At 58.8% G+C, this 18,700-nt stretch carries 15 protein-coding genes and 1 pseudogene; 15 read left to right on the forward strand and 1 reads right to left on the reverse strand.

The window, feature by feature from the left end; all coding sequences use genetic code 11:
• Positions 1-178: 178 nt before the first annotated feature.
• The 10 genes from waaF to PSH57_RS02585 all read left to right on the forward strand — a co-directional run bounded on the left by waaF (position 179) and on the right by PSH57_RS02585 (position 11,301).
• A complete protein-coding gene (waaF, locus tag PSH57_RS02540; protein ID WP_305387623.1) occupies positions 179-1,213 on the forward strand; it encodes a lipopolysaccharide heptosyltransferase II in 1,035 nt (344 codons plus the stop codon).
• A 1-nt stretch (position 1,214) separates the two neighbouring features.
• Positions 1,215-2,273 (forward strand): lipopolysaccharide heptosyltransferase I, encoded by a 1,059-nt coding sequence (gene waaC, locus PSH57_RS02545; protein ID WP_305387625.1) that lies wholly within the window; start codon positions 1,215-1,217, stop codon positions 2,271-2,273.
• Positions 2,273-3,397, forward strand: coding sequence for a glycosyltransferase family 4 protein (locus tag PSH57_RS02550; RefSeq protein WP_305387627.1), 1,125 nt, complete (start codon positions 2,273-2,275; stop codon positions 3,395-3,397). The genes waaC and PSH57_RS02550 overlap by 1 nt, the downstream gene beginning before the upstream one ends.
• Positions 3,394-4,200, forward strand: a complete 807-nt coding sequence (rfaP, locus tag PSH57_RS02555; RefSeq protein ID WP_305387629.1) for a lipopolysaccharide core heptose(I) kinase RfaP — start codon at positions 3,394-3,396, stop codon at positions 4,198-4,200. The genes PSH57_RS02550 and rfaP overlap by 4 nt, the downstream gene beginning before the upstream one ends.
• Entirely contained in the window at positions 4,200-4,934 is a 735-nt protein-coding gene (locus tag PSH57_RS02560; protein ID WP_305387631.1) for a lipopolysaccharide kinase InaA family protein, read from the forward strand. The genes rfaP and PSH57_RS02560 overlap by 1 nt, the downstream gene beginning before the upstream one ends.
• A complete protein-coding gene (locus tag PSH57_RS02565) occupies positions 4,931-5,683 on the forward strand; it encodes a lipopolysaccharide kinase InaA family protein (RefSeq protein ID WP_305387633.1) in 753 nt (250 codons plus the stop codon). Before PSH57_RS02560 ends, PSH57_RS02565 begins: the two co-directional genes overlap by 4 nt.
• Positions 5,683-7,122: a lipopolysaccharide kinase InaA family protein gene (locus PSH57_RS02570; protein WP_305387635.1), complete on the forward strand. Its 1,440-nt coding sequence runs from the start codon at positions 5,683-5,685 to the stop codon at positions 7,120-7,122. Before PSH57_RS02565 ends, PSH57_RS02570 begins: the two co-directional genes overlap by 1 nt.
• A 252-nt stretch (positions 7,123-7,374) precedes the next feature.
• Complete coding sequence (locus tag PSH57_RS02575; protein ID WP_305416333.1) at positions 7,375-9,123, forward strand: carbamoyltransferase family protein; 1,749 nt, start codon at positions 7,375-7,377, stop codon at positions 9,121-9,123.
• Entirely contained in the window at positions 9,116-10,018 is a 903-nt protein-coding gene (locus tag PSH57_RS02580; protein WP_305387639.1) for a glycosyltransferase family 2 protein, read from the forward strand. Before PSH57_RS02575 ends, PSH57_RS02580 begins: the two co-directional genes overlap by 8 nt.
• A 566-nt stretch (positions 10,019-10,584) precedes the next feature.
• Complete coding sequence (locus tag PSH57_RS02585; protein ID WP_305387640.1) at positions 10,585-11,301, forward strand: hypothetical protein; 717 nt, start codon at positions 10,585-10,587, stop codon at positions 11,299-11,301.
• A gap of 19 nt (positions 11,302-11,320) precedes the next feature.
• Here PSH57_RS02585 and PSH57_RS02590 read toward each other — a convergent pair whose 3' ends face one another.
• Positions 11,321-11,953 (reverse strand): BUD32 family EKC/KEOPS complex subunit, encoded by a 633-nt coding sequence (locus tag PSH57_RS02590; RefSeq protein ID WP_305387641.1) that lies wholly within the window; start codon positions 11,951-11,953, stop codon positions 11,321-11,323.
• 279 nt (positions 11,954-12,232) lie between these two features.
• On the opposite strand from PSH57_RS02590, the gene PSH57_RS02595 reads away from it, so the two are divergent.
• From PSH57_RS02595 to hldE, 5 genes and pseudogenes are all read left to right on the forward strand, one after another.
• Complete coding sequence (locus PSH57_RS02595; protein ID WP_305387642.1) at positions 12,233-13,345, forward strand: capsular polysaccharide export protein, LipB/KpsS family; 1,113 nt, start codon at positions 12,233-12,235, stop codon at positions 13,343-13,345.
• A gap of 113 nt (positions 13,346-13,458) precedes the next feature.
• Entirely contained in the window at positions 13,459-14,535 is a 1,077-nt protein-coding gene (locus PSH57_RS02600; protein ID WP_305444825.1) for an O-antigen ligase family protein, read from the forward strand.
• A 129-nt stretch (positions 14,536-14,664) separates the two neighbouring features.
• Positions 14,665-16,459 (forward strand): annotated as a pseudogene (gene msbA, locus PSH57_RS02605) (lipid A export permease/ATP-binding protein MsbA).
• Between the two features lie 60 nt (positions 16,460-16,519).
• Positions 16,520-17,098, forward strand: a complete 579-nt coding sequence (gene cysC, locus PSH57_RS02610; protein WP_422766068.1) for an adenylyl-sulfate kinase — start codon at positions 16,520-16,522, stop codon at positions 17,096-17,098.
• 99 nt (positions 17,099-17,197) lie between these two features.
• Positions 17,198-18,619 (forward strand): bifunctional D-glycero-beta-D-manno-heptose-7-phosphate kinase/D-glycero-beta-D-manno-heptose 1-phosphate adenylyltransferase HldE, encoded by a 1,422-nt coding sequence (gene hldE, locus PSH57_RS02615; RefSeq protein WP_305387649.1) that lies wholly within the window; start codon positions 17,198-17,200, stop codon positions 18,617-18,619.
• The last annotated feature ends 81 nt before the right edge of the window (positions 18,620-18,700 follow it).

An 18,700-nucleotide genomic window follows, 5' to 3' on the forward strand; every position in this document is an offset into this window, starting at 1 on the left:
CGATAGCGGAGTATCAGGCAACATTGATGTTGGATGTGCCGGCCTCATCGCGAGCGGGCTCGCTCCCACAGTAGATTCGCGGTGTGTTGTAGAGTGACGGCAACAGGCAGCGTCCTAAGCCACAGTGATTGTCGAGGCGGGGAGGCGTAGGCCTCCCCGCATCGTTTTTGGAAAGCTCATGAATATTCTGATCGTAGGGCCCAGTTGGGTCGGTGACATGGTGATGGCGCAGACACTGTTCCAGTGCCTCAAGCAGCGCCACCCACAGTGCGAAATCGACGTGCTGGCCCCCGAGTGGAGTCGGCCGATTCTTGAACGCATGCCCCAGGTGCGCAAGGCCTTGAGCTTCCCGCTCGGCCATGGTGTGCTGGAGCTGGCGACCCGTCGACGCATCGGCAAATCCCTGGCCGGGCAATATGACCAGGCGATCCTGCTGCCCAATTCGTTGAAGTCGGCATTGGTGCCATTCTTCGCCAGCATCCCCACGCGCACCGGCTGGCGCGGCGAGTTTCGCTACGGCTTGCTCAACGACGTGCGCACGCTGGATAAAGACCGCTACCCGCTGATGATCGAACGCTTTATGGCCCTGGCCTACGAGCCGGGCGCCGAAATACCCAAGCCGTATCCGCGTCCAAGCCTTGCGATAGACCCGGTGAGCCGCGAAGCGGCGCTGGCCAAGTTCGGTTTGAGCCTGGACCGCCCGGTGTTGGCCCTCTGCCCAGGCGCCGAATTCGGTGAGTCCAAGCGCTGGCCGGCGGAGCATTACGCCCAGGTCGCCGAGACGAAGATTCGCGAAGGCTGGCAGGTCTGGCTGTTCGGTTCGAAAAACGATCATTCGGTAGGCGAAGACATCCGCTCGCGGCTGATCCCGGGTCTGCGGGAGGAGTCGGTGAATCTGAGCGGTGATACCTCCCTGGCCGAGGCCATCGACCTGATGTCCTGCGCCGATTCGGTGGTGTCCAACGACTCCGGCCTGATGCACGTGGCCGCCGCCCTGAACCGGCCACTGGTAGCGGTGTATGGTTCCACTTCGCCGGGCTTTACGCCGCCGCTGGCCGAAAAAGTCGAAGTCGTACGCCTGGGCATCGAATGCAGCCCGTGCTTCGACCGTACCTGCCGCTTCGGTCATTACAACTGCCTGCGCCAGCTCATGCCACCGTCGGTGAACGATGCCCTGGGGCGTTTGCAGGGCGCACCGGTGGAGGTTCAGTAACTTGCGGGTATTGCTGATCAAGACTTCTTCGCTGGGGGATGTAGTTCACACCCTGCCGGCGCTGACCGACGCGGCGCGGGCGATTCCCGGCATCAGGTTCGACTGGGTGGTGGAAGAAGGCTTTGCCGAAATTCCCACCTGGCACCCGGCGGTGGACAAAGTCATCCCGGTGGCGATTCGTCGCTGGCGCAAGAACCTCTGGCAAACCATCAAAAGCGGCGAGTGGCGGCGCTTCAAGCAGAGCGTGCGTGCCGAGAAGTACGATCTGGTCATCGACGCCCAGGGCCTGCTGAAAAGCGCTTGGCTGACCCGCTACGTCAAAGCCCCGGTGGCGGGCCTGGATAAAGATTCGGCCCGGGAACCCGTGGCCGCGCGTTTCTATTCCCGCCGCCTGGCCGTGGCTCGCGGTCAGCATGCGGTAGAGCGCGTGCGCCAGTTGTTTGCCGTGGCACTGGGTTATGACCTGCCCAAAACCATGGGCAGCTACGGCCTGAATGTCGATCGCCTGGTGGAGTTGCCGCGCAGATACCCCTATGTGGTGTTCCTGCATGGCACGACTTGGGAATCCAAACACTGGCCTGAGCTCTACTGGCGTCAACTCGTTGAGCGCATGGGCCAGTTCGGCGTCGTGGTGAAGCTGCCATGGGGCAGCCCGCTGGAGAAAGCCCGGGCCGAGCGGATTGCCAGTGGCCTGCGCAACGCCCTGGTACTGCCAAAACTGAATCTGGGCGGGATGGGCAAGGTGTTGGCCGGTGCCCAGGCCTGTGTGGCTGTGGACACAGGCCTTGGTCATCTGGCTGCAGCCCTGGATGTGCCGACCATTTCACTGCTCGGCCCCACCAACCCGGTGCTGACCGGTGCCTATGGCAAGGGGCAGATTCACCTTGCCAGCGATTTCCCCTGCGCGCCCTGCATGCAGAAACAATGCACTTACCCGCCGACCGCCGAAGATGCCCGGCGGTTTGACCTGAAACGCGAGCAGCCCCTGTGCTTCACGCGTCTGAATCCCGAGCGTGTTGCCAGCCACTTGAGCACGTTATTGGCTGAGGAACCACGCTGATGCAATTGGCTTTTGTCCTTTATAAATACTTCCCCTTCGGCGGCCTGCAGCGTGACTTCATGCGCATCGCCCTGGAATGCCAGCGGCGCGGTCACCAGATCCGCGTCTACACGCTGATCTGGGAAGGTGACGTCCCGCCGGGCTTTGAAGTGCTGGTGGCACCGGTCAAGGCGCTGTTCAACCACCGTCGCAACGAGAAACTCAGTGCGTGGATGGAAAACGACCTGGCCAAGCGTCCTGTCGACCGTTTGATCGGCTTCAATAAAATGCCCGGCCTAGACGTGTATTACGCCGCTGACGGCTGCTTTGAAGACAAGGCGCAGAACCTGCGCAATTCGCTGTACCGGCGTTGGGGGCGTTACCGCCACTTTGCCGAGTACGAGCGAGCGGTATTCGCCAAGGATGCCAAGACCGAAGTACTGATGATTTCCGAAGTGCAACAGCCTTTGTTCATCAAGCACTACGACACGCCGCTGGAGCGCTTTCACCTGCTGCCACCGGGCATCGCTCAGGATCGTCGCCGGCCCGCCGACGCTGATGAGGTTCGCGCCGCGTTCCGCACCGAATTCGAACTGGCCGATGATGACCTGCTGCTGGTGCAAATTGGTTCCGGGTTCAAGACCAAGGGCGTGGATCGCAGCCTCAAGGCTCTGGCCGCGCTGCCTTCGCAGCTTAAAAAACGCACCCGGCTGTTTGTAATCGGCCAGGACGACCCCAAAGTATTCCAATTGCAGAGCGCCGCGTTGGGGCTCGGTGACAACGTAAGCTTCCTCAAGGGCCGTAGCGACATTCCGCGTTTCCTGCTGGGCGCCGACCTGTTGATTCACCCGGCGTACAACGAGAACACCGGCACCGTACTGCTCGAAGCACTGGTGGCCGGCTTGCCGGTGCTGGTCAGCGCGGTGTGCGGATATGCCCATTACATCACCGAGGCCGACAGTGGCCTGGTGCTGGACGAGCCGTTCGAACAGGCGCAGCTCACCGAGTACCTGGGGCGAATGTTGGGTGACGCCGACGCACGAGCGGCCTGGAGCCGCAACGGTCTGGCCTTCGCCGAGACGGCCGACCTCTACAGCATGCCGCAGCATGCGGCCGATGTAATATTGGCGGAGCACGCACGATGAAATTGATGCTGGCCGAACCGTTCAAGAGCCTTTGGGCCGGACGCGATGCGTTCGCCGAAGTCGAGGCGCTCAAGGGCGAGGTCTATCGCGAGCTGGAAGCCCGGCGCACCTTGCGCACGGAGGTGGACGGTCGCGGCTTTTTCGTGAAGATCCACCGTGGCATCGGTTGGCGCGAGATCTTCAAGAACCTGCTGACCGCCAAGTTGCCGGTACTCGGCGCGGGACAGGAATGGAAAGCCATCCAGCGCCTGCAGCAAGTCGGTGTGCCGACCATGACCGCCGTTGCGTATGGCGAGAAAGGCAGCAACCCGGCCGACCAGCATTCGTTCATCGTCACCGAAGAACTGGCGCCGACCGTCAGTCTCGAAGATCTCAGCATGGACTGGGCCAAGCAGCCGCCACAGCCGAAACTCAAGCGAGCCCTGATCGCCGAAGTGGCGCGCATGACCGGCATGATGCACCGGGCCGGGGTCAACCATCGCGACTGCTACATCTGCCACTTTTTGCTGCACACCGATAAGCCCGTGACCGCCACGGATTTCAAACTTTCTGTGATCGACCTGCACCGTGCGCAGATCCGCCCGGCCATCCCCCTTCGTTGGCGCAACAAGGACCTGGCGGCGCTGTATTTCTCTGCGATGGACATCGGTCTGACCCGTCGTGACAAGTTGCGTTTCCTCAAGGGGTATTTCCAGCAGCCGCTAAGGCGGATCCTGGCCGAAGAAGCGTCGCTGTTGACCTGGCTCGAAGGTAAAGCCAACAGGCTTTATGCGCGCAAGCTGCGGTACGGGGGCGCGCTCTGATGTCGGGTTGGGTACTGGAGCCTGCCTACGCTGAGCTGGCAGGGGATTTCGGCAGTCTTGATGCAGTGTTCGCCCTAGAGGGAGAGCGTCTGACGCGGGACCCGCTGTCAGAGGTGATTCGGGTACAGCGCAACGGCGTGAATTATTACGTCAAGCGCTACACCGGAGCCGGCAAGGGCTTGCGGCGCTATCTGGGTAAACCACGGGTCAAGTCCGAATGGCAGAACCTCAAGCGCTTCGCCAAGTGGGGCATCCCCACCGCCGAAATCGTCGCCTGGGGGCTGGAGCGACGTGGCGCAGCCTATGACCGTGGCGCGATGATCACGCGCGAGCTGCCTGGTACCGAAGACCTCTCGGCATTGGCCAGACGTCACGATTCGAGGCTGGCGGATCGTGCCTGGGTTGACGGGGTGAGTCGGCAACTGGCCGGCTATACGCGGACCATGCACGAAAATCGCTTCACCCATAACGACCTGAAGTGGCGCAACTTGTTGATCGACGATCAGTCACGGCTGTTTTTTATCGATTGTCCGAACGGTGATTTCTGGCGCGGCTTCTGGCTCAAGTATCGCATCACCAAAGACCTGGCGTGCCTGGACAAGGTGGCCAAATATCATTTGTCGGCTACTCAGCGGCTGCGTTTTTACCTGCAATATCGCCAGCGCAACCGACTCGATGCGTGTGACAAGAAGCGCATCCGTCACGTAGTGAGATTTTTCGAGGGGCGTGAATGACTGATTTTCTGGCGACCGAAGACCAGTCATTGTTGCAGCGTCACGGCCTGGATAGCTTCGAAGCCCTTTGGAACCTGCCATTGGATGCGGTGGATGAACCCAACACCGCGGGCGGCGGCTGGAGCAGTGTGTTCCGGCTGGAACTGGAAGGGCGGGGTTATTACCTCAAACGCCAGAGTAACTACCTGACCAGGACGTGGTCCCGGCCCTTCGGCGAACCAAGTTTTTCCCGGGAGTTTCGCAACATCAGCCGTTACCGCCAACTGGGGATTCCGGCCCTGCAAGCGGTGTTCCATGGCCAGCGCAAGGTCGAGGGTGAGGTGCGGGCGATTCTGCTGACGCGTGCCCTGGACGGTTGGGATGACCTGGATTCATTGCTGCAACGCTGGTCGAGCCTGACGGCGGCGCAACGTTCAATCGTCCTGCAGGCTTGCGGGCAGTTGGCGCGGCGCCTGCACGGCATGCACCAGATCCATGGTTGCTTCTACCCCAAGCACATTTTTCTGCAAGCCACCGCCAGCGGCTATCAGGCGCAGTTGATCGATCTCGAAAAGACTCGACCACTATTGTTCGGTCAGCGGGATCGAATCAAGGACCTGGAGCCCTTGCTGCGTCGCGCGCGAGTCTGGAGTGACGACGATGTGCGTCAAATGCTCTGCACCTATCTGGATCAACCGCCCAAGAGTGTGCTGGTTGACCGCTGGATGACCCGCCTGATCGCCCGGCGTAGCCATAAGGAGGCTCGTTGATGCATTTATCTGAATTGAAGAACGCCGGCCGTAGCCCCAGCCTGCCTTTGAGCCTGGAGCTGGCGGACGCCGCCGGCCCGGCGCAATTGCAGCTGCTTTCCCTGTTGCGTGTGTTACCGGGACAGCGCTACGTCGGTGCGGGCATCTGGCGCGGCCGTCCGGTGTTGGCCAAGTTGCTGGTAGGCAGCAAAGCGGGCAGGCACTTTCATCGCGAACTGCAAGGCGTGCGCCTGCTGGCCGAGCAGGGGCTGACTACGCCGCTGTTGCTGGCCGATGGCCTGAAAGAAAGCGAGGGTGGCTGGCTGCTATTCGAATTGCTTGAGGGGGCCGAAAGCCTCGGGGACGCCTGGAAACAGGTCGAGGGCCTGCCATTGCTCGCCGACGAACAAACGGCGGTACTGGCCGAGGCGTTGGGGGCGATTGCGCAACTGCACAGCAAAGGCCTGTGGCAGGAAGATCTGCACTTGGACAATCTGTTGCGTCACGGCGGCAAGCTCTATTTGATCGACGGCGCCGGCATCCGTGCCGAAACCCCGGGTCAACCGTTGTCGCGCAACAAAGTGCTCGAAAACCTGGGGGTGTTTTTCGCCCAGTTACCCAAATCCCTCGAGCCTTTCAACGAAGAGTTGTTGGTGCATTACCTGCTGGGCAACGCCGAGCACGCATTGCCCATGGAGGCGCTGCAAAAACAGATCGACAAGGTGCAGGCCTGGCGTCTGAAAGACTTTCTGGAAAAGGTCGGGCGCGAGTGCAGTCTGTTCAGCGTGCAGCGGGGGCCGTTCAGTCTGCGGGCGATTCGTCGTGATGAAGAGGCGGTGATGGCGCCGGTACTGGAGCAGGCCGATGCCTTGCTTGATCAGGGCCACTTATACAAGACCGGTGGGTCGGCGAGCGTGGGTAAAGTCGATGTGAACGGGCGGTCTCTGCTGATCAAGCGCTATAACATCAAAAACTTCGCCCACTGGCTCAAGCGCTTCTGGCGTCCGAGCCGCGCCTGGCATGCCTGGCGCGAAGGTCATCGCCTGACTTTCCTCGGTATTGCCACACCCAAGCCGCTGGCACTGCTGGAAAAGCGTTTTCTGTGGCTACGTCGCGGCGCCTACCTGGTGACCGAGCATCTGCCGGGGCCTGACATCATCGAGCGCCTGGCCCCTTACGTCGAAAGCGGCGCCGCTCCCGAGCCGGAGTTACTGGCGCTGGACCGGCTGTTCGCCGGCCTGATCCGCGAACGCATCAGTCACGGTGACTTCAAGGGCCACAACCTGCTCTGGCAGGACGATCGCTGGGCGCTGATCGACCTGGACTCCATGTGCCAGCACCGCAGCCTCTCCAGTTTCACCCCAGCCTATGCCAGGGATCGCGCGCGGTTCATGCGCAACTGGCCGCAGGACAGTGCGTTGTATCAGGTGATTGATCAGCGGTTGCCCAAAAGTTTTTGAATGGTGCCCCGATAGCTGCATCGGCACGTTCCCTGTGTGGATCTTCCCAGGGCTGCGATCTTTGGTTTACCACTTGAGGTTCAAGGGAAAGATCAAAATCAAAAGATCGCAGCCTTCGGCAGCACCTACGAGGCTTGCCAACGCTTTTAAGCTATAATCGCGCCCTTTAGCTGCCCCGCGCCCCCGGCGTGTGGCACATCCTTTTTCGAGGCGCTTGTCGCCCGTATACAGACATTAAGAGGCTAGACCCCTGTGGCATTGACGATTCTTGGCCTGTCCGGCGCCCTTAGCCATGATCCTTCCGCAGCGCTGTACATCGACGGCAAGCTGATCGCGGCGGCCGAGGAAGAGCGCTTCGTACGCGATAAACATGCAAAGAACCGCATGCCCTATGAGTCGGCGAAGTTCTGCCTGGAGCAGGCCGGAATCAAGCCGTCCGACGTCGATGTGGTGGCAATTCCGTTCGCGCCGATCAGCCTGTTCGGCGAAGCGCGCTGGCACTACGCCAAGCGATACTGGTACGCCCCGGATCGCGCCCTTGATGCGATCCTGATGGGCAACCGTCGTTATAAGCGCTATCGCCGCAAGATCGTCTGGTGCCTGGAGCAGTTGGGTTTTGATCCGAAAAAAATCAAGATCGAACCGGTCGAGCACCACTTGGCCCACGCTTCCAGCGCCTACCACTGCTCGGGCTTTCAGGAAAAAACCGCGATCCTGGGCATCGACGGCAAAGGCGAATACGCCACGACCTTCTTCGGCTACGGCGAAAACGGCAAGATCCACAAGATCAAGGAATTTTTCGACCCTGATTCTTTGGGCGGCCTGTATGGGGCGATCACCGAGTTCCTGGGTTTTGAAATGCTCGACGGTGAGTTCAAGGTCATGGGCATGGCGCCTTACGGCGATGCCAGCAAGTATGATTTCTCGCGCCTGGCCTCGTTTGAAAATGGCGAACTGGTGATCAATACCGACTACGCCAACGTGATCGGTCTGCGTCGCTATAAAGAGAAGGGCAAGGGTTTCTACTTCTCGCCGAAGCTGATCGAATGGCTCGGTCCCAAGCGCGAAGGCGACATCGCCGACGAGCCGTACATCCATTACGCGGCCAGCATGCAGGCGCTGTTCGAGAAACTTGCACTGCAGATGATCGATCACTATCTGGGCGACGTGCTCAAGGAAACCGGCAAGCTGGCTTTCGCTGGCGGCTGCGCATTGAACGTCAAGCTGAATCAGAAAATCATCGCCCGTGACGACGTCAAGGAACTGTTCGTGCAGCCGGCTTCCGGCGACGCCGGCACCGCAGTGGGGGCGGCAGCTTATGTGTCCCACGCCCGTGGCGTGCCGGTAGAGAAGATGGAACACGTCTACCTCGGCCCGGCCTACAGCAACGAAGACGTCATCGCCGCGTGCGCCCGTCATCCGAGCAAACCTGTGTGGCGCAAGATCGACAATACCCCCGAGCGCATTGCCAGGATCATGGTCGACGGTAACCCGGTGGCCTGGTTCCAGGGGCGCATGGAGTTTGGCCCGCGTGCCTTGGGTGGTCGTTCGATCATCGGGTGCCCAAGCGCCAGCGGCGTGGCCAACCGCATCAACGAACAGATCAAGTTCCGCGAGCGCTGGAGGCCTTTCTGCCCGTCGATGCTCGATACGGTCGCACCGCAGATGATCAAGGTCGATCACCCTGCACCGTTCATGACCTTCACCTTCGAAGTGGCCGAAGAGTGGAAAACCCGCGTACCGGAAGTCGTCCACGAAGACGGCACATCCCGGGCCCAGGTACTCAAGCGTGAATACAACCCGCGCTATTACGACATGATGAAGGCCCTGGAAGTCCTGACCGGCAACGGCGTGTCCCTGAACACCTCACTCAACCGCCGTGGCGAACCGATGATCTGCTCGCCTACGGACGCACTGAACATGTTCTTTGGCTCTGACCTGCAATATCTGATCATGGAAGATATTCTGGTGGTCAAAGAGGGAGTGGATGTTTATGACTGAGGTTTTGATCAGTGTGGTCATCCCTGCTTATAACTACGCCGATACCTTGCCTCGGGCGGTGAACTCGGTGGTAGGGCAACTGAGCGATGCACAGGCGGAGTTGTTGGTAATCGATGATGGCTCCACTGATGCAACGCCACAGGTCCTGGAGCAGCTCCAAGCTGAGCATGCCGGTTGCTTTCGGGTTTTGCGCAAGCCCAATGGTGGTTTGTCCTCGGTACGTAATCGTGGGATCGAGGAGGCTCGTGGGCCATACCTGATTTTCCTTGATGCCGACGATGAGATGGCGCCTGGTGCTTTGGCTGCGTTGACTCGGCATATCTCCAGCAATCCCACCAGCCGCATGATTATCGGTGGCCACTGGTCGGTATTCGCTGATGGTCGTCGTGTCCTGCACGCCGTACAACCCTTGCCCGCCACCCCGCGCGAGCGGGTACGTGGTTATCTGCTGGACAAGACGGTATCGCTGTCCAACGGTGCCTGTGCAATGCATCGAGAAGTGTTCGGGCCGGGCAACTACCCTGAACATTTGCGCTGTGTCGAAGATATTCCGGTGTTTGCTCAGGTGCTGGCGGGTTTCCCGTGCAGTGTGCTCGATGCGCCACTGGCGCTGATCCACAAGCATGACGACAGCATGCGTCATGACCTCAAGCAAGCCCTGGCGGCCGGCGTGGGGATGGTTGACGAGGTATTTTCTCCGGCACGTCAGCCGCAATTGCAGGATCTGCGCCGGGCTTTCCTGGCTCAACGTTGTCTGTCGCTGTTCCGCGCTTGCTACAGCGCTGGTGATTATGTCAACGCCAAGGCTTTTTATATCCAAGCCGTGCGTACCGATGTTCGCTCGCTCACGCGCTGGACCTATACGCGCAAGGCTATTCGGTTGTTGTTCAAGTGAATTCGCCGTGCCCTGGCGAAGATGTGTTCCAAGACCAAGGGTGCTGGGCACAAAAGGCGCGTGAGCTGGACCGATATCGCTGGAAATTGTTGCGCCAGCGCCATGGTCGCTTCGCCAGCTTGCTACGGCTGGGTCGTGATGCGCTGGTGGAGTTCGCGCTCGGCATTCGCGCGAGGGTTTGTTTGAGCGATTCGGTTGTCGCCATGCCCTGTGACGTGTTGTTGCTGCATTCGGCGCCGAAATCCATGGCGTTGCAACGCAAGAATATTCTGATCAGAGCCCTACGCAGCCGGGGGCATCTTCTGTCAGAGGCGGCGTTGCGCTCACCGTCGGATGCCTGTGCCCGACGTATGCTCATGGCGCCACCGCAGTCTGTACCGCTGCGTTATCTGGCATACGCTGCCCACGCCCAGTGGCTGGTGATGACGTATTCACCCAAGGTACTGATCAATGAGCGCAACGGTAGCCTTCATGCCCCGTTCTTGCGCTTGGCGCTGGCTGCGCGTGGGGCTCGGCTGCTACAACTGGCTCATGCCACAACCCTGGAATCTTCAGGGCGACTGGGCATGAACGACTACGACTATTACGGTGTTTTTGGTCGTAGCTCGCTGGTTGCATTGCAAGAGCGAAGATTGCGGTTCGGTGAGTCGACGGTGGTGTTGGTCGGCTCTTACCTTGCTGATGAAACTTATGATCTGCCGGTCGCTGATCCTGCTCTTAAAACGTTATTGATTCTGGGGGTTGGCCCTGACCGGGAAAAAAAATCGGGTTATCAGGACACCTATCGATTGCTGCGCGATTGGGCTGGACAGAATCCGGGCTATCGTTTGCTGTTCAAGCGCCACCCTCGCAGCAAAGCGAGATTCTGGAGCGATGCCGCTGCGCAGTTTGCCAACATTGAGTTGCTGGATACCCAGTGTTCACTGGCCCAGGCTTTGGCGCAGGCCAGCGTCGTCATCAATATCATGTCCAATGCGGGTATTGAGGCGGGTCTGGCGGGCCGGCCAGTGATTCACGTGAATGCGGGCAGCGATGTGGATATTTTTTCTCACTCGTTGTTTTTCGGGCCTCAAGTGAGCGATGAACAGGGTTTTTCCCGGCAGTTGAAAGCGCTTGAACAGGATTACCAACGCCATTCGGCTCAAGCCCGACGTTTTGCTGATTACCATCTGGTGCACGGTGCCCAGGGCCTGCTGAAGACCACTCAGTTGGTCGATGACCTGCTCCACGGCTCCGATCCCGCGTGCAACTTCGAGACCTTCAGGTTGGCCGCCGCTGGCTGACACCGGCGCCTGGAGGAGCTCAGGGGTTGAGCACGAGGTTCAGCTCATGTTCGTTGCAAACCTGCTGACTGTTCAGGTAGTGCTCAAGGAATTGCTTGTCCTGGAGCAGCCACTCGCGGTCCTGGCGATAGCGCAATATATGCTTGAAGTTGCGCAGGCGAAGGCTTTTGCGAAGTGGCTTGCCCTGGAAGCGCAGGTCTGCGACATCGATCAGCCCAAGCGTGTTATGGGGCGTCAATACCAGGTTACCCAGGTGTGCGGAGCGGAAGTAGATGCCGTGGTCATGTAGGCTGGCAATGAACTCGCCCAGCCGTGCGCGAAGATCGTCATTGCCCTCGACCCCTAGCAACTGACGCAGGGTTCGCCCAGGCAATGGGTCGTAATGCACCGCGTCGCGTTCGATGCTGGGGATGCGATAAATCCGACGAATGTTTGGGCACTCGATTTTACGTTCTTGCAGTGCTCGGCAGTTGTCGGCGAAGCGCTTGGCGTAGGGTGCCCAGAGGGCAGAGGTCAGCAGGCGTTTGCGGCGAAATAGCTTGAGTATCGATCCATCGGCAAGGCGCAGAACTTTGTCCCCTTTACCGTCGGCTTCGAGAACGTCAGCATCTTCGCGCATGCTGAGGTAAGAAATGTGATCGAGCGTTTGCATCAAGGCTCCAAGGCATGCCCGTGGTAGGCAGCCAAGTATGTTACCGCAGTGTGCATGCTGCAAAAAACCGCTGTGGTATAGTCGTGCCAATTTTCAGGGGGGCATGCCCCTGTTTGCTGGGTCGCCCGGCACTGTCACCGAGTAATTATCTTTTGATTCATGTTGTAACCCTCCTATGCGCCGGCCGGTGAATAACAGGATGTTAATGTCTGCGGACTGGTCGCCCGGCGGTTATGGAACACTTTGGCAGGTGAATGCGGCCTACTTTCTGGACACCCTATGACGAAAATGCTGTTCATTTCCCTGGCCAAACATCAGGGGCTTTATTTCAATCGATTGCTTAATGAGACCGAGTTACAAGGTACCGTCGTTACTCCTCCAGAGATGCCCTGGCCGAGATCCTTACGAATATCCAGGGTTCTTTCGCGAATCGACAGCCCGAACCTGATCGAAAGGAAATGCGAGGAGCGGCGCGTCAAGAATAAGAACACCGGTCGCTTGTATCGCCTATTGTTACGTCTTGAACTCCTCTGGGTTGCGTTACGTGTCCAGGCTTTGCTCGACCGTGAGCGCCCCGATGTGCTGGTATTCTGGAATGGGGCTCATCGATATTGCCAATTGCTAATGGCGTTGGCTGCGCCTGGGTGTAAGACGTTTTTCTTTGAGAATGGCTTGTTACCCGATACCACAACTGTTGACCCCCAGGGTGTGAACTTCCTGAACACCGTTCCGCGTGAGGTCGATTTCTACCTCAATTATCCTTATTCGGTACCTGACGACCAGTCAGCGCCTGTCCTGATCCCTCGTAAACCCCGTGCCAGCGGCCCTCCCCCGATAGTATTACCTGAGCAATTCATCTTTATTCCGTTTCAGGATGACCGCGACAGTCAGGTTCGGTTGTTTTCTCCTTGGGTTCGCAACATGCAGGAGATGTTTACCCTGGGTGAGCGCCTGGCCAACGAGACCGGTTTGACAGTGGTCTTCAAAGAACATCCATCCAGCCGCCAGCATTATCCCGAGTTGCATGAGCGTACTCACGCTCACCTGTTGTTCGCCAATGGCAACCCCACCCAGCAACTGATCGAGGCCAGTCAGTTTGTGGTCACGCTGAACTCAACGGTGGGCCTTGAAGCTTTGCTTTTGGGTAAGCCGGTGCTGACATTGGGCCAGGCGTTCTTCAATATCGAGGGGTTGGTGATGCACGCCGATAATGCCGAGCAACTAATGGGACTGGCGCGCGCGTTTCCGCAATGGCCGCTCAATGATCGGTTGAGGCGCAACTTCCTTCACTACCTCTCTGAGCACTATTGCATCAAGGGTGGCTGGAAGAATGCCGACAAAGCCCAGTTGCAGCGGGTCGCTAACAGAATGCTGGGGAAAACCGAGTGCTAGCAGCAGTGAGAAGGCTCATCGACAAAGATGTACTGACGCTGTGGGCATCAATCGGATTCTTGATATTGCTATGTGGGGCGTGGGTACTGCCGAGTAACAAGCTGTATCACCAGATGTTGATTTTCCTGTTGTGGCTACCCGCCCTGTTGGCACTGTTTCGTCGGGATTTTCGCTTATTACTCAGGCAGCCGGAATGTCTGCTCTTCATCTTATTTGTGGCCTGGACGCTATTGGTATTGACGCTGGAGGGGGGGGATGACGTCTTCGGCAAAAGCAAGGTGACGCTTTACGCTGCGCTAAGCCTGCTGGGCGTATTGTTGGCTGCGCAGAGCCGTAAGTGGCGGTTCGAGTCCATGCTGCTGTACGCATCGATTGTCGGAGGTTTTTTTGCAGCAGCTTCATGGGTTTACTTCTATCAACTATCCGCCATGCCATTTAACGCCCGAGTGACTGCCATAGGCTTGTGGGACGCTACGATCATGGCCGCGCATGCGGTGGGGGCCTTGGCGATTATTGGCGCCTTCACGTTTCAGACCAAGCGCTTCAGTCCCCGCGTAATGGTGTTGTTGCTGATTCCGGCTCTGGGGTATGCCCTGTTCCTTGGCTTTAGCCAGACTCGCGGTGTGTGGATCGGTTTGTTGGCGTGTCTATTTGTAATGGGGGGGGCGCGACCGTCACGCTTGTGGGCCGCGTTGATCTTTCTGGTAATCCTGGGCGTGGCATCTGTTGCTCTATTCAAGCCACAGATCCTTCTCCAGCGCGGTGTTTCCTTTCGTCCGGAGCTATGGCACGGCGGCGTTCAATTGATGCTTGAACACTGGGCGTTGGGGTTGGGATCCCAAGAATATCTCATCTCTGTTCCTGAAATCGGACGTGCATTCAAGCATCCCCATAACCTCTTCCTGGATATCGGCGTGCGTCTCGGTGTGCCTGGTTTGCTGTTATTCGGATGGCTGTGGTTGGCGGTTGGCTGGCGTGGTTGGATTTCGCGCGCGCAACCGCTGGGGCAAATGTTGCTGGCTCTTTGGGTTTTTTCCGGGGCATCGTTACTGACTGATGGCATTGGCCTTTGGCTAAAACCCAATGCGGACTGGTTGATCACGTGGCTGCCGATCGCCGTAAGTATCGTATTGGCGGCTCGTGGGAATACGGAAGCTACAGACGCCAAGCAAAGCGCTTCCGTTTCTTGATGCCTGCGGCGCTAACGCGAAGACGGTCTCTGCGCTTTTGGCGGTCGTCCTGACTGAGCCGATGTTGTAATGGATTCGCTGTTACAATCCGCAGCTTGTCTCTTTTTTCAAATGTCCGAGGCGCACCGAATGGCCAATCCTGACCAGCAATCGAGCATGAAGATTTACCTGCGATTGCTGAAATACGTGCTCCCTTATTGGGGGGCTTTTGCCATCAGTATCATCGGCTTCGTGCTGTTCGCATCCAGTCAACCGATGTTGGCGGACATGCTCAAGCACTTTCTCGACGCTTTGCAAAAGCCCAGTGACACCCAGTTTATGGGGATTTCACTGGTGCTCGGCGTGCCATTGTTGATTGTACTCATTGCGATCTACCAAGGCATAGGCTCATTTCTAGGTAACTACTACCTGGCCAAGGTCGCCCGTGGCGTGGTTCATGACCTGCGTTGTGCCCTGTTCGACAACCTGCTGACCCTGCCTAACCGCTACTTTGACAACCATAACTCGGGCCACCTGATTTCCCGTATCACCTATAACGTGACCATGGTCACCGGTGCCGCCACCGATGCGATCAAAGTGGTGATTCGCGAAGGCCTGACCGTCGTATTCCTCTTCGGTTACCTGCTTTATAGCAACTGGAAAATGACTCTCGTTTTGCTGGCGATCCTTCCTTTCATCGCGTTGATGGTCAGTAGTGCGAGCAAGAAATTTCGCAAGCAGAGCAAGAAAATCCAGGTGGCGATGGGTGATGTGACTCATGTGGCTTCGGAGACGATCCAGGGCTACCGTGTCGTTCGCAGTTTTGGCGGTGAAACCTACGAAATCGAACGGTTCCACAAGGCCAGTGCCGACAACATGAACCGCAGCCTGGGCATGACCCGCACCCAGTCGATCTATACGCCCGATGCTGCAACTGGTGATTTATATTGGTATGGCCGTACTGATGTACTTGGTGCTTTATCTTCGCGGCGATGCTTCCGCCGGTGAGCTGGTCGCCTATATCACTGCTGCGGGTTTGTTGCCCAAGCCTATTCGTCAACTGTCGGAAGTCAGCGCCACGATCCAGAAAGGATTGGCGGCAGCGGACAGTATTTTCGAGCAACTCGACGAAGAGCCGGAAGTGGATACGGGGACTCAGGAAATCGCTCGTGTAAACGGTCGCCTCGAGGTGCGCAACCTGAGCTTCCAGTATCCAGGCACCGAAAAGCTCGTGCTCGACGACATTTCCTTTAGCGCCGAAGAAGGGCAAATGATCGCTCTGGTAGGGCGTTCAGGCAGCGGCAAGTCGACCTTGGCCAACCTGATACCGCGCTTTTATCATCATGACAAAGGTCAGATCCTGCTCGACGGTTTGGACGTAGAGCAATACAAGTTGACCAACCTGCGCCGTCACATTGCTCTGGTGACCCAGCAGGTTACGTTGTTCAACGACAGTGTTTCCAACAACATCGCCTATGGTGACCTCGCTGGCGCTCCCTTTGAAGACGTGCGCAAGGCAGCCGAAGATGCCTACGCGGCGGAGTTCATTGAGCAAATGCCTCAGGGTTACGACACCTTGGTGGGCGAAAATGGTGTCCTGCTTTCCGGTGGCCAGCGTCAGCGCCTGGCGATCGCTCGGGCCCTGCTCAAGAACGCTCCCCTGTTGATTTTGGATGAGGCCACTTCGGCCCTCGACACCGAGTCTGAACGCCACATCCAGGGGGCTCTGGATCAAGTGATGATGAAGGGACGCACCACGCTAGTGATCGCCCACCGCTTGTCTACCATCGAGAAGGCTGACTTGATCCTGTTGATGGACAAGGGGCGTATTGTCGAACGAGGCACTCATTCAGAGTTGTTGGCACTGAACGGTTTATACGCACGCTTGCATGAGAAGGATTTCATCGATGGCACCGACGACGTGACGAAAGGTACCTTCGCCTGATTTCGGTTTTCCGCGATTCCAATATTCGCGAGAGGCTCGGCTATGGATGGAAAGGCAAAGATGTCGCTACAACAGTCGCATGGGCTATCGATCTCTCCCGAGGCCCGTGCGGCGATCAAATCCCAGCAACCGCGCTGCATATGGTTGACCGGACTTTCCGGGGCGGGAAAATCGACACTGGCCAATGCGCTGGAAGTACGGCTTCACGGTAATGGCCTTCATACCTGCCTGCTTGATGGCGACAACTTGCGCCGAGGCTTGTGCGATGACCTGGGCATGACGCCTGAAGCCCGCAAGGAAAACGTCCGGCGTATCGCCGAAGTGGCACGGTTGATGGTCGACGCCGGACTGATTGTCATCGTTGCGGCTATTTCACCATTTCGCGCCGACCGCGAAGCGGCACGCAAGTTGTTTCCCGAAGGTACTTTCCTTGAAGTCTATGTCAGCACGTCTTTCGAGGTTTGCGCCCGACGTGATCCCAAGGGGCTTTATCGGGAAGCGCGTGCCGGACGGTTGAAAAATTTCACCGGTCTCGACAGCCCGTACGAAGCCCCTCTGGAGCCCGATTGCGATATCGACACGGGTGACCTGGCGCTGAGCGAGGCCTGCCAGCGGTTGTGGGCATTGCTACATTGCTGACTCCAGAACTGCTGTCGCATCCGCTTACAGCCATGGAAGAGCCTTCGCCAACCCTGTGCTAATATCGCGCCCCTGTTCATTTTGTATGTGGGATGCTCCATGAAGTTGTCCATGCCGCGATTCGATCAAGCCCCTGTATTGGTGGTCGGCGATGTCATGCTCGACCGCTATTGGCATGGCGGTACCTCACGGATTTCCCCTGAGGCGCCGGTTCCGGTGGTGAAGGTCGAGCACATCGAGGACCGTCCCGGTGGTGCCGCCAACGTTGCCTTGAACATCGCCGCCCTCGGTGCGCCGGCTTCCCTGGTGGGGGTGACCGGTGACGACGAAGCCGCCGACAGCCTGACCAACAGCCTCAATGGCGCAGGCGTGCGGGCGATATTCCAGCGTGTTGCGCACCAGCCGACCATCGTCAAGCTGCGGGTCATGAGCCGTCACCAGCAACTGTTGCGGATCGATTTCGAAGAACCGTTCGCCACCGACCCCGTGGCCCTCGGGGTCGAGGTCGATAATCTGCTCGAAGGCGTCAAGGTGCTGGTGTTGTCGGACTATGGCAAAGGTGCGTTGAAAAACCATCAGGCGCTGATCCAGGCCGCTCGTGCCCGTGGCATTCCGGTACTGGCTGACCCCAAGGGCAAGGATTTCTCCATCTACCGCGGCGCGAGCGTGATCACGCCGAATCTCAGCGAATTCGAAACCATCGTCGGCGGGTGCGCCGATGAGCACGAACTGGTGAGCAAAGGCGCACAGCTGATGCAAGACCTCGACCTCGGCGCCTTGCTGGTGACCCGTGGTGAGCATGGCATGACTCTGCTGCGCCCTGATCATCCAGCGCTGCACCTGCCGGCTCGTGCCCGTGAAGTGTTCGACGTGACCGGTGCCGGCGACACCGTTATCTCCACCCTGGCCGCAGCCATCGCCGCCGGCGAGGAACTGCCCCATGCGGTGGCCCTGGCGAACCTGGCGGCGGGCATTGTCGTCGGCAAGCTCGGTACTGCCGCCATCAGCGCCCCGGAGCTACGTCGCGCGATCCAGCGCGAAGAAGGTTCCGAGCGGGGCGTGCTGGGCCTGGAGCAATTGCTGCTGGCCGTCGACGACGCCCGCGCTCACAACGAGACGATCGTGTTCACCAACGGCTGCTTCGACATCCTGCATGCCGGCCACGTGACCTACCTCGAGCAGGCCCGGGCCCAGGGCGATCGCCTGATCGTCGCGGTCAATGACGATGCATCCGTGAGTCGTCTCAAAGGACCGGGTCGGCCGATCAACAGCGTCGATCGGCGCATGGCGGTCCTGGCCGGTCTTGGCGCGGTGGACTGGGTGATCAGCTTCAGCGAAGGCACGCCGGAAAACCTGCTGCGCGAGGTCAAGCCGGATGTGCTGGTCAAGGGCGGTGACTACGGGATCGATCAGGTCGTGGGCGCGGACATCGTCGCGGCCTACGGCGGCACGGTGAAGGTGTTGGGTCTGGTGGAAAACAGCTCGACGACGGCGATTGTGGAAAAGATCCGCAATCATTGAGCTTTTGCTGGTGACAATGTGTCAGGCAAGGCGCCAACCTGTGGGAGCGAGCTTGCTCGCGATGGCGTTGGACCCGTCAGC

Origin of the sequence: Pseudomonas hefeiensis (genome assembly GCF_030687835.1) — a bacterium.
In the GTDB taxonomy this organism is placed as follows: domain Bacteria; phylum Pseudomonadota; class Gammaproteobacteria; order Pseudomonadales; family Pseudomonadaceae; genus Aquipseudomonas; species Aquipseudomonas hefeiensis.

Bases quoted from the DNA above. Each gene is read 5' to 3' on its own strand.
- waaF (WP_305387623.1), top strand. From the start codon at position 179: ATGAATATTCTGATCGTAGGGCCCAGTTGGGTCGGTGACATGGTGATG.
- PSH57_RS02550 (WP_305387627.1), top strand. From the start codon at position 2,273: ATGCAATTGGCTTTTGTCCTTTATAAATACTTCCCCTTCGGCGGCCTG.
- rfaP (WP_305387629.1), top strand. From the start codon at position 3,394: ATGAAATTGATGCTGGCCGAACCGTTCAAGAGCCTTTGGGCCGGACGC.
- PSH57_RS02560 (WP_305387631.1), top strand. From the start codon at position 4,200: ATGTCGGGTTGGGTACTGGAGCCTGCCTACGCTGAGCTGGCAGGGGAT.
- PSH57_RS02565 (WP_305387633.1), top strand. From the start codon at position 4,931: ATGACTGATTTTCTGGCGACCGAAGACCAGTCATTGTTGCAGCGTCAC.
- PSH57_RS02570 (WP_305387635.1), top strand. From the start codon at position 5,683: ATGCATTTATCTGAATTGAAGAACGCCGGCCGTAGCCCCAGCCTGCCT.
- PSH57_RS02580 (WP_305387639.1), top strand. From the start codon at position 9,116: ATGACTGAGGTTTTGATCAGTGTGGTCATCCCTGCTTATAACTACGCC.
- PSH57_RS02585 (WP_305387640.1), top strand. From the start codon at position 10,585: ATGAACGACTACGACTATTACGGTGTTTTTGGTCGTAGCTCGCTGGTT.
- PSH57_RS02590 (WP_305387641.1), bottom strand. From the start codon at position 11,953: ATGCAAACGCTCGATCACATTTCTTACCTCAGCATGCGCGAAGATGCT.
- PSH57_RS02595 (WP_305387642.1), top strand. From the start codon at position 12,233: ATGACGAAAATGCTGTTCATTTCCCTGGCCAAACATCAGGGGCTTTAT.
- PSH57_RS02600 (WP_305444825.1), top strand. From the start codon at position 13,459: ATGTTGATTTTCCTGTTGTGGCTACCCGCCCTGTTGGCACTGTTTCGT.
- cysC (WP_422766068.1), top strand. From the start codon at position 16,520: ATGTCGCTACAACAGTCGCATGGGCTATCGATCTCTCCCGAGGCCCGT.
- hldE (WP_305387649.1), top strand. From the start codon at position 17,198: ATGAAGTTGTCCATGCCGCGATTCGATCAAGCCCCTGTATTGGTGGTC.